We start from the raw sequence: 9346 nt of genomic DNA on the forward strand, positions 1-9346 counted from the left end.
CCCGGTGGGAGCTGCCATTTACAATAGAAAGCCTGAATATTCATGAAACCATTGTAATCGACTTGTCTACTGATGATTGGAAACCTATGGTCATGCTGGTTCGAATAACAACGCTGATTGGTTACTGTATCTGTCTGATCGTCATTACCAGAAATCTAGTAAAGGGGTGATTTTATGTTAGAACAAATCCGGTACATCTTAATAAAGCTTGCCAATGCCTGCGTTGTATTTCTTCCTAACAGTCCGTTTCAATCATTTTTAAGTCAGCTTGATAAGATTCCCTTCTTAGGGTACTTAAATTATTTTATTCCTGTGGCGCAGATTATCGCAGTTACCCAGCTTTGGGTTACGGCGGTTGGTCTGTTTTACCTGGTGCAGCTTGCCCTTCGTTGGGTAAAAATGATTGAATGATGTATCTCAAATAAATCACCGGCTGGCTCCGATCAGGCTCGGCCAGGAACAAAAATGAGATACAAGGAGGGTTTGTTTATGATTTATTTTTATTCTGGTACTCCCGGCTCTGGAAAGTCCTATCATGTTGCAAAGGACATTTACTTTCAGCTGAATCACGGAAAGAATGTGATAGCAAATTTTGATATCAATTACGATCTGATAAAAGCCAAGAAAAAAGGCTATTTCTTTTACAAGGATAATTTTGATCTAACGGTTGACTGGCTCCTGGACTTTTCCCGTTTATGTCATCGTCGGGACAAGAGGGGAAAGATTATTGAGGGTCAGACCTGGCTTGTTATAGATGAATGCCAGCTTATTTTCAACTGCCGCTCCTGGAATGACCGGAGCCGCCAACAATGGGCTAACTTTTTTACCCAGCACCGGAAATATGGATACCATATCATATTAATCAGCCTGGTTGACCGCCTGGTTGACCGTCAAATACGCAGCCTTATCGAATATGAATACCGTCACCGTAAGATCAACAATTTCGGTATGGTGGGTTTCTTCCTGGGGCTCTTTTCTCTTGGTCATCCCCTTTTTATTTCTGTTGAATATTGGTACGGGGTCAAGGAAAAATGCGGCACTTCATTTTTTTACGGACGCAAGAAGTACTATCGTATGTACGATTCATACAAGTTGTTTGACGAGGGCACCCAGGGCGGATAGGGGTGGCGCAGCCGGGGCCCCTGAACGCGCCGGGCGCCCTCGCCAACACCAAAAACCCCCTTACCACGTGCCTGTAAACCGTGGTCTGGAAATACATGGAAAATTCGAATTATTTCTAGGAAATACAAGGGCTGAAAGGTGATTTTAAATTTTCGGGAAAGGCCCTTCTCCCGAAGAACTTTATCCCGCTAAAGTGAGGTGTAAAATGATACAAACTAGAGAATTATCAAAATCATATATTTTTAATGAAATGAATGAACATGACAGAAATTATTGGTTTGATTTTAAGCAAAAGAAATTTCTACATAACATTGATACGTTTTATTATTCAGTGAAATTTATAAATGACTTCACCGCCGATTCTTTGGATATGAAAGTCATGGAGTTCCGAAAATACTTTGACGATGTGAATCGGAAGCTCTCCAAGAATGTAAACGTTGACTTCCTTCGCCTTGAGTTCGGTTCCGGATTCTTCCTGAACCTAAAACCATATAGCTTTGCAAAGATGTATAACGTCTTTTTGGAATATCCTGAATGGTTTGGTATTTTTATAGCTCCTATCGTTCCAAAATCCTCCGATTCATCAGTATCAGTTACCTGTGAACTGGTGGTACAGATTAGAAGCTATATGCTTTGGATGTACGGGGTCAATGAGTCATTTGAACGGTCTTATGAATATGTCCAGGCATTAGCCGATCACTTCGGCTTACAGATCGCCTATGCCCAGGAAAACCGAATTGATTACTGCTGGCACAGCAACTACTTAAGTAATCCGGAACGTTTCTTTTCTTTGGAGAACTTTTACAAAATGCGTGTAGATCGGTTTAACGATGCTGTCACCCATACAGAAAAGAAAGGTAGTCAGGATTATGAGATTGATTATGTTGCCCTGGGAAAGAGAACGGATAAAGTCTTTGTTCGAATCTACATGAAAAGCAAAGAAGTTGTTGAAATGGGTTATAAAGGCTGGTTTTTTTACTTCTGGTTGTTCAATGGTCTGATTAACCGCTATGATCTGCACGTTTATGAAGAATGCTATAAGCGTCGAAGCTGGCAGTATCTTAATATGGCCCGTGCTTCCTTCTACCTGGAACATGGTTCCGATGAACGTGCAAAGTCAGTCTGCCGCAGGCTCTTGTCTGGGGAGCAGACCATGGAGGAAGATACCTTACAGAAATTTGTTGACGGTCTTACACCAAAAGTAAACCTGATTATGAATGTGGAGTATCAGACACGCCGCCGCCATTCAAAATCTTATGTACTGCTTCCGCTTCGAGATAACAAGTCAAAGTTAACTGCTAAAAGGATTTATGATTACCTAGACAATCGGAAACTGATTATGGATTATCTGACAAACTTTGTATTTCGTATGGTAGAACCGGAAGGGGATGTGAATAAATCCCGCCGTGAAATGTGCGGATTCTGGAAGTCTCTGCGCAGCTGTAAACTGGTAGATGTACATGTTCCTCCGAAGCAGCTTAAGCTGGTACGGGAATATAGCCGCCATCTGAATGCTGATCTGGTGAAACGGCGGGCGATCAATAGTATTGTAACGTTAGGATTTTATAATAAGGGTATGAATGAAGATGATATCATGCAAGATGTTGTAGATGCACTTTGTACGTTAAATGATAATGATGTTGAGAAGGCTTTACGGTATAAAACGAAAAAGGCCCAGCAGCTCAACTCCGATGAACTGCCGGGCAACCTTACATATACTGCAAGGTCTGAGCTCACGATCATAGATAAAACAACTGGTGAAGTCTATAGTCATAATAGCATGAGCAAAAATGAATTTCAAGGAGATTTTACGAATGAATAAGATAACAGTTAAAAAGGCATTTGAAAAGTTTATGGGGTTAAAAGAATCTTATTGTGATAATAGTACCTGTAAATATTATGAGCAGAACTTAAGCTTTTTCTTTGAATTTTTGGAATCAGAGTTTAAAAATCCGATTGACAAAATTCCGGTTGATAGCCTGGCTCCTGATATCGTACAAAGCTATATAAAACATCTTAGATTTAAGCCCAAATATGAAAAGCATCCGTTTAAGATCGGGGACGAAAAAAAAGGAAATCTGAAAAATTCCACCATCAGAATTTATACCAGGGCTGTTAAGGTGTTCTTCAACTACATACGTGATGATCTGGACTGTGAGGTTACATTTAAAAGGCCCCGACTTCCAACCAACGATTCCCGGATACAGCTTCCTTTATATAGTCATGAGGTTCAGGCACTCGATCAGGTATTCTTAAACTCAACTGAAATGGGACTTAGGAATTTATGTATTATCCATCTTATGCTTGATGGCGGTCTAAGAAGTGAGGAAGTGATTGGTTTAAAGGTAAAAGATATCTGCTTTGACAAAGATTACATATTAATAGAAGATTCAAAGAATCACAAATCCCGTATTGTTCCCCTGGCCTGGAATTTACGAATATACTTACGCAGTTATTTGGATTATCGAGAGATTAAACCGATGGATGCATTGATTCTTAAAACAAAAGGCTCGGAAGCTATCAACTATAATGTATTAAAGCAGCTCTTTTTCAGAATAAGGAAATGGACAGGTGTTGAAAGGCTGCATCCGCATTTATTAAGACATACGTTTGCTGTCTCCTATCTGGTCGGCGGTGGAAACCTGGAATTTCTTCGTGATATGCTCGGTCATAGTGATTACACTACTACCAGGGATTATGTAAAAATGGCGAACCAGTACCGCATGATGGATGCAGATGTGTATAAATTAGATGCTATTTTCTTTCGTCAAATAAAATAAAAGTATCTCAATCAACCTTCCCGATCGGCCGGAGCTACTCTGGCCGGAAACTTGATTGAGATACACTTTCTAATGAACTGTAAATTTGAAATAAATCAAATTAGTATTTGACGTATTATTGTACATTGAAAACTCAATATTGATAGTTAAAAGGGTTTGTTGTATTATTATATAAAGTATACGGGGAATCTATATAGGAGAACATTTATGATTACTACAGATGTAACAAAGGAAATGATTGAAGAATGGATACAGATTTACAGAGATTACGCACCTTCAATACAACCAAATAGAAAAACAGGTAATGAAATTGATGAATATTTTCGAAACAATTATCACCATCAAATAATAAGTTCTCAAACATTCAAGCAAGTGGTCGAACTTAATATAATGGAAAATGAACACTCTCGTGTTAAATTACCAAATGGAATGGTCCCACATGTCAAAAGTTATTGTGTTGGAGATGTCCTTGTAGGAATTGATTATTCAAGTGGAGAATTTCATATTGAAAGTCAGGATATAAATAAAGCAATACCAATTTATGATGATTTATTTGTATATCGTGGATTAGATGAAGATGACTTGAAGAATTATGTTATGGTCGCTCAATATGTGATGTTGACACAAAAATAAATTTGAATTTAATAATGTGATTATGACCTACTAACTATCAGTATTGAGCTGGTAGTTTTTTATTGCAACAAATCAGGTAAACTGAGATTTAGCAGTTTATAATTTCCACAAAAAAAGTACTGTCTTCAAGGCTCTTCGTAGTCATCAAAGATAGTACTTTTTGCAGTCTTAGATACTTCCTCTAAGACAAATAGATTCTCCCTCGTGTTTCCGCACAAAGGAAAAGCACCGACCCCGCAGCTCTCCGTCTGCAAAACCAGTACTTTTTTAGTGCGCCTTCAGGGACTCGAACCCTGGACAAATAGATTAAGAGGAATTTAGGGCTTTTGTATCTCGTTTTAAGAGCTGCTGCCAACGATCAGAGCGGGATTTGAGGTGCAATACAATTGACATGTGATTTATCTAAGTATAGAATGTTAATATCCTTTCTGTTGTACAGGAATGGGGAAAAACAGCTAGGGAAGTCCAGGGTAATACCTTGGGCTTTCTTATTTTCACTGTATCTCAATTTACACTTTGGATCCTGGCAGCTGCAGAGATTTTGAGATGCATATTTTGTCCAGCAGTTGACATATACACTATATTAGTGTATTATAAAGGTATCCAAAAAAGTTTAAAATGTTCCATTTTGCACAAAGCGAAACCCCAGAGATGGCAGTCTCTGGGGTTTCTTTTTAGGCTAGCTGTCTTTGCGGTTTCGGTCTAACCATTTGCATATGTAGTATCCTGCTACTTTTGCCATGACCGAAACAAAAAAGTTTAAAATGCTTTCCATTTCGCACCTCCTTCCCCTGCCGGGTTTAGAGTAGCGACAGCATTTACATTATATTTCTTTTTTCATGTTTCGTCTACAAATTTTTCCATAAAAGGGAACTACCATTTATTATACGATCAAATCTGTTTATTACTATCATTCAAAGTAAAAAATCCCTCATAAGTTGCATTACAAGCTTCTGCAATTTGATGTAAGTCATTTTCTGATAAATTATCTCTATTTATTTTGGCTGTTATATTTTGTGGTGTTGTTTCTAATCTTTCGGCCAGATCGCCGATCGTCATATCTCTTGCTGCAAGAATCATTTTTATTTTTGTTGCCATTCTCATTTTTATCACCTCCATCACAATTATAAATACAAATTTTTATAAATACAACAAAATGATTGCAAATTTAAACACTAATTTTAACATTATGTATTGACATTTTTTCTTTGAAGTGTAATATATAAATATATATGTTTAATTTTGCAATATTTAAGTTTAATTTAAAAACACATTTTAATTTATAGGAGGCAATAAAAATGTATGATGAAAATTATCAAAGCCGACTTAATCTTCAACAGGTTTGTAGCTTTTTTTTGAATGGTATGTCTAATAAAGATTTTGAAGAAGGCACGCCAGAAGAACGAAGTAAAAAAAATTCAGAAAATCTCTATCAATGTTTAGAAACTATTAGAAAAAAAATATTGTATGCTAATGAAGGCGTTTTAGAAGATAAAAAAGAAAGTAAAATTAAAACGGAAGAAATATTTGTAGATGTTATTATGAATAGCGAAGAAAGCCAAGATTTAAGCTATGAAATGGGTTTTCGTGCTGGTTTTATATTAGCTGGTGATATTTATGGCTATTGACAATTTATTAAAAGAGAGGGGGGCTCTGTTTTTTAGGAGCTCCCCTTCTTCTGTATCTCAATTTTCCTACCTGGTTGCTCGGAGCAGCCCCGATCAGGAATTGAGTTGAGATACAATTTCTTTATTTATGTTTTATCCAATCTTTGAATCTGATGATTTCCCCGTCGAACATGGTTCATTTATATCCAAAAGCTTTCTTGTTGCTTCTTTAATGCCGGAATTAGCATTCTTATAGGCTTGTATTATACGCCTTTCATCTTCGCTAAAGTTTTCATTTGTATACTCTCCTGTTAATATCCATTCAATACTTGTACCTAATTCTTTACTAATTTTATATATTGCTTCCGTATCTGGTACTCTGTTGCCGCTTATGTAATTACTAAGGGCAGCTTTTGAAATGCCAGAGGATTCTACTATATCTTTTTGTTTTAACCCAGATTCTTTTATTTTAAGCCTTATTCTATTTCCAATTTCGTTTGCATTCAGCATATAATATCCCTCTAAAAAGTTTTCATTAGTAGTCTTTTATTATTGACAAGTTTTCATTTGTAGACTATAATAAAAAACGTAAGGCGTGATACCTTTTCACCCCTCACTGAAACGGCCATATTATCATCTTCACAGATGTCTAATATGGAGCTCCAATACAGGAGCACCAAAAATTTAAAATAAAACGTCGCAGTCTTATTCTAACATTTTTGGCCGCTCCTGTAAACATAGTAACTTATTAATGATATGTTTGCGGTAGGCTCTTATACCAGCCGCGGATAGGAGGTCAAATGAGTTATAAGCTCAATCTAAACAAATCAAAGATGTACGCACTTATGTGTGCAGTCAACACCGATCTTCCGCAGTTACACAAATGTGATTTTAGTCATCATAGTTTCCGCTACTGGATGTCATATCAGCATCCAGTTACTGGCGACTATATCCATGTTACTGTTACACCCGTTTTGGGTGACACAATCATCTGTTTCCGAAACGAATCAGAAGGCACCGATTACCTGATTAAACATTTCAGCATTCAGTACTTGATGGATCATGGAATGCTTCGGGAGGTGTCAGCATGAGTGTTGCTAAAAGTGTAAGGGTTCCGGAAGAAATTTATGATTACATCAACAGTTATTCCGGGGAAGGCTTCAACCAAAAGTTTGTAAATATTATCCGGGATGCCAGAGATACCGAACCAGAAAGAAATGAAACACTTGATCGGCTTAACAAGCAGATTTCCCAACGGGAGAAGTATCTTAAGGATACTGCGAAACGGTTAGATGAATTAGCATCTGAATTAAGATCATTATCCTTTGACATAACTTATATCCGAAGTCACCATATCATTTAAATCTGTATCTCAAAACTGCTTCATTAACCAGGCTGCAGCTGCGGTAAGTGAGATACACAGAAAGGGGGGATTTATTATTGGAACGGTACTCGGAGGAAATGAAGTTCTGGCTATTCGATTTAGCCCATGGGAATTTAAATGATGAAATGATATTAAAGGGATTTATCAAGCACTATGTTCTACATAACCTTGTAATTGATAATATTGTCGATGATATTCATTTCCATACATTCTATGGAACGGATGGTATCATATTGGCAAAGGAAAGTATTCTAAGAGTCTTAAACAATACAATTTGAATTAGAATGAAACCCGGGCCGGGCTTTGGTTTAAACCTGGCCCAAACTAATGACCAGGCGACACACCTCCCCCTAGCCGCCAGGCCAGGCTCCCGGCGCAGGCGCAGCCTTTGCGCTGGGAGCTTACAACAGCTTACGCCAGCCATTGCTTCAACTCCCGCCAGGTTGATGCAATTCACCTTTTTTCCTTGATTACCGCCCCGCCTGGCTCTGTATCGGGTATCCGGTACGGCAGCTTGGCAATTTGGGGGCATCGCCGGGGGGCCCAAATTGCTCGGACAATACCTAATTATCAGGCTTTGGCCCGGTTACTCTCCCGGATTTTAAACTTGTAGTATATCAATATGTCATATTAATTGCGGATCGCCTTTTAAGGCTGTCTAAGACGAAAGGAAGGTATATTTTTATGAAAATGCAGATTATTTTACTTTATGCTGGTCAGTACGATATGACCGACGATTCAGGAAAACGTGTTCAGGGAACATCTGTCAATTATTACTTTAACACGGATTTGGTCGCCGAAGACAATGTAAACGGTACCAAAGGAACCCGCCCGGCTAAGTCCTCTTGTGAATTTCAGGTAATGGGAAAAATCAAAAGGGCTCCCGCTCTCTATGATGCAGAATTTAGTATGTCAATTGGTAGTGATGGAAAACCAGTCCTTAAGATCATTGATCTTGACTATATTTCCGATGTACAGATTACTCCGGTTCCTGACAGCCAATTCAATACAAGTCAGGAACCGGATCAAAAGCCTGACAAGAAGGTGAGCTGATGATTCTTCTTACATTATCGGAAGCTGATTTTGATTTGGAGGTTGATCAAGCGGAAGCATATACCCTTGAAGATGAAGAAGAGGCCTCTTCCGCAGTTTACCCTGACCAAGATTTTGCAATTGTTCTTTTGTTGTTCTTAGGTGTTCTGATCGGTGTTTGTCTGATAAGCAGGAGGCCCTGGCATGATTGAAACATACATAGCGGTATGTTCCGGTGGTATTTGTATCGGTATCATATTAAAACTGATTGTCGAACTGATTTTCTATGTAATTAGCTCCCTACTGGGGTTAATGATAAAATCTTAAAGGAGGATATTTTATGACTAACAAAATTCAGGAAAATGCACGCAGGATTGGACTTGTCGCTCTCCCGGTTGCAGTATCAATGGCTACTGCCGTCCCAGCTTATGCTGCGGAAGGTGATGTTGATATCACCGGAATCATGACAACTGCTTTTACTGGTGTGAAAAATGACATGCTAGCTACGATTGCGGTTGCACTCCCCATTGCTTTAGTTGTTGTGGGTGCGGTAATGGCGACCAGATTTGGAATTAAATTTTTCCGGCAGATCGCAAAATAAAGACCAATGTCGCGGCAGATCAGGAAGGGCAAGCCCTGCCCTTCCTTTTTTGTACATATTTTTATTGTATCTCACTTCCTTTTCCGATCGCGGCTGCTCCGGATCTCCTGAAGGAAAATTTGAGATACTTAGAAAGGAGCTTTTATGTCTATGATAAAAAGGGGATTCTGTTTGTGCCTTGCTGTTT

At 38.4% G+C, this 9346-nt stretch carries 15 protein-coding genes; 13 read left to right on the plus strand and 2 right to left on the minus strand.

The genetic code is table 11. The features are described from left to right. Window positions 1–174 precede the first annotated feature (174 nt). From BXY41_RS26400 to BXY41_RS26420, 5 genes are all read left to right on the plus strand, one after another. Window positions 175–411 (plus strand): hypothetical protein, encoded by a 237-nt coding sequence (locus BXY41_RS26400; protein ID WP_104439865.1) that lies wholly within the window; start codon window positions 175–177, stop codon window positions 409–411. A 78-nt stretch (window positions 412–489) separates the two neighbouring features. After that, window positions 490–1122 (plus strand): zonular occludens toxin domain-containing protein, encoded by a 633-nt coding sequence (locus BXY41_RS26405; protein WP_104439866.1) that lies wholly within the window; start codon window positions 490–492, stop codon window positions 1120–1122. 205 nt (window positions 1123–1327) lie between these two features. Continuing rightward, on the plus strand, window positions 1328–2944 hold the full coding sequence (locus BXY41_RS26410) for a hypothetical protein (RefSeq protein ID WP_104439867.1): 1617 nt from the start codon (window positions 1328–1330) through the stop codon (window positions 2942–2944). Next, window positions 2937–3902 (plus strand): tyrosine-type recombinase/integrase, encoded by a 966-nt coding sequence (locus BXY41_RS26415; RefSeq protein ID WP_170072617.1) that lies wholly within the window; start codon window positions 2937–2939, stop codon window positions 3900–3902. The genes BXY41_RS26410 and BXY41_RS26415 overlap by 8 nt, the downstream gene beginning before the upstream one ends. Before the next feature lie 207 nt (window positions 3903–4109). After that, window positions 4110–4535: a hypothetical protein gene (locus BXY41_RS26420; RefSeq protein ID WP_104439869.1), complete on the plus strand. Its 426-nt coding sequence runs from the start codon at window positions 4110–4112 to the stop codon at window positions 4533–4535. A gap of 891 nt (window positions 4536–5426) precedes the next feature. Here BXY41_RS26420 and BXY41_RS26425 read toward each other — a convergent pair. Then, window positions 5427–5639 (minus strand): helix-turn-helix transcriptional regulator, encoded by a 213-nt coding sequence (locus tag BXY41_RS26425; RefSeq protein ID WP_104439870.1) that lies wholly within the window; start codon window positions 5637–5639, stop codon window positions 5427–5429. 194 nt (window positions 5640–5833) lie between these two features. Here BXY41_RS26425 and BXY41_RS26430 point away from each other — a divergent pair, with 194 nt between their 5' ends. Beyond that, a complete protein-coding gene (locus BXY41_RS26430; RefSeq protein WP_104439871.1) occupies window positions 5834–6163 on the plus strand; it encodes a hypothetical protein in 330 nt (109 codons plus the stop codon). A 132-nt stretch (window positions 6164–6295) separates the two neighbouring features. Here BXY41_RS26430 and BXY41_RS26435 read toward each other — a convergent pair whose 3' ends face one another. Then, window positions 6296–6652 carry a helix-turn-helix domain-containing protein gene (locus BXY41_RS26435; RefSeq protein ID WP_104439872.1) on the minus strand — a complete coding sequence of 119 codons (357 nt, stop codon included), beginning with the start codon at window positions 6650–6652 and terminating at the stop codon, window positions 6296–6298. A 290-nt stretch (window positions 6653–6942) separates the two neighbouring features. Between BXY41_RS26435 and BXY41_RS26440 the strand changes: the two genes are divergently transcribed. From BXY41_RS26440 to BXY41_RS26465, 7 genes are all read left to right on the plus strand, one after another. Next, window positions 6943–7233 (plus strand): hypothetical protein, encoded by a 291-nt coding sequence (locus tag BXY41_RS26440; RefSeq protein WP_104439873.1) that lies wholly within the window; start codon window positions 6943–6945, stop codon window positions 7231–7233. Then, window positions 7230–7505 (plus strand): hypothetical protein, encoded by a 276-nt coding sequence (locus BXY41_RS26445; protein ID WP_104439874.1) that lies wholly within the window; start codon window positions 7230–7232, stop codon window positions 7503–7505. The genes BXY41_RS26440 and BXY41_RS26445 overlap by 4 nt, the downstream gene beginning before the upstream one ends. A gap of 77 nt (window positions 7506–7582) precedes the next feature. After that, window positions 7583–7804 (plus strand): hypothetical protein, encoded by a 222-nt coding sequence (locus tag BXY41_RS26450; RefSeq protein ID WP_104439875.1) that lies wholly within the window; start codon window positions 7583–7585, stop codon window positions 7802–7804. A 406-nt stretch (window positions 7805–8210) separates the two neighbouring features. After that, a complete protein-coding gene (locus BXY41_RS26455) occupies window positions 8211–8579 on the plus strand; it encodes a hypothetical protein (RefSeq protein WP_104439876.1) in 369 nt (122 codons plus the stop codon). After that, window positions 8579–8770, plus strand: a complete 192-nt coding sequence (locus tag BXY41_RS26460; protein ID WP_104439877.1) for a hypothetical protein — start codon at window positions 8579–8581, stop codon at window positions 8768–8770. The genes BXY41_RS26455 and BXY41_RS26460 overlap by 1 nt, the downstream gene beginning before the upstream one ends. Further along, window positions 8763–8885 carry a hypothetical protein gene (locus tag BXY41_RS27370; protein WP_278321370.1) on the plus strand — a complete coding sequence of 41 codons (123 nt, stop codon included), beginning with the start codon at window positions 8763–8765 and terminating at the stop codon, window positions 8883–8885. Before BXY41_RS26460 ends, BXY41_RS27370 begins: the two co-directional genes overlap by 8 nt. Window positions 8886–8898: 13 nt before the next feature. Continuing rightward, a complete protein-coding gene (locus tag BXY41_RS26465; protein ID WP_104439878.1) occupies window positions 8899–9159 on the plus strand; it encodes a hypothetical protein in 261 nt (86 codons plus the stop codon). Window positions 9160–9346 lie beyond the last annotated feature (187 nt).

This window comes from Lacrimispora xylanisolvens (assembly GCF_002934545.1).
GTDB lineage: Bacteria > Bacillota > Clostridia > Lachnospirales > Lachnospiraceae > Lacrimispora > Lacrimispora xylanisolvens.

Bases quoted from the DNA above. Each gene is read 5' to 3' on its own strand.
- BXY41_RS26440 (WP_104439873.1), top strand. From the start codon at position 6,943: ATGAGTTATAAGCTCAATCTAAACAAATCAAAGATGTACGCACTTATG.
- BXY41_RS26430 (WP_104439871.1), top strand. From the start codon at position 5,834: ATGTATGATGAAAATTATCAAAGCCGACTTAATCTTCAACAGGTTTGT.
- BXY41_RS26460 (WP_104439877.1), top strand. From the start codon at position 8,579: ATGATTCTTCTTACATTATCGGAAGCTGATTTTGATTTGGAGGTTGAT.
- BXY41_RS26445 (WP_104439874.1), top strand. From the start codon at position 7,230: ATGAGTGTTGCTAAAAGTGTAAGGGTTCCGGAAGAAATTTATGATTAC.
- BXY41_RS26455 (WP_104439876.1), top strand. From the start codon at position 8,211: ATGAAAATGCAGATTATTTTACTTTATGCTGGTCAGTACGATATGACC.
- BXY41_RS26400 (WP_104439865.1), top strand. From the start codon at position 175: ATGTTAGAACAAATCCGGTACATCTTAATAAAGCTTGCCAATGCCTGC.
- BXY41_RS26410 (WP_104439867.1), top strand. From the start codon at position 1,328: ATGATACAAACTAGAGAATTATCAAAATCATATATTTTTAATGAAATG.
- BXY41_RS26435 (WP_104439872.1), bottom strand. From the start codon at position 6,652: ATGCTGAATGCAAACGAAATTGGAAATAGAATAAGGCTTAAAATAAAA.
- BXY41_RS26415 (WP_170072617.1), top strand. From the start codon at position 2,937: ATGAATAAGATAACAGTTAAAAAGGCATTTGAAAAGTTTATGGGGTTA.
- BXY41_RS26425 (WP_104439870.1), bottom strand. From the start codon at position 5,639: ATGAGAATGGCAACAAAAATAAAAATGATTCTTGCAGCAAGAGATATG.
- BXY41_RS26420 (WP_104439869.1), top strand. From the start codon at position 4,110: ATGATTACTACAGATGTAACAAAGGAAATGATTGAAGAATGGATACAG.
- BXY41_RS26465 (WP_104439878.1), top strand. From the start codon at position 8,899: ATGACTAACAAAATTCAGGAAAATGCACGCAGGATTGGACTTGTCGCT.
- BXY41_RS26405 (WP_104439866.1), top strand. From the start codon at position 490: ATGATTTATTTTTATTCTGGTACTCCCGGCTCTGGAAAGTCCTATCAT.
- BXY41_RS27370 (WP_278321370.1), top strand. From the start codon at position 8,763: ATGATTGAAACATACATAGCGGTATGTTCCGGTGGTATTTGTATCGGT.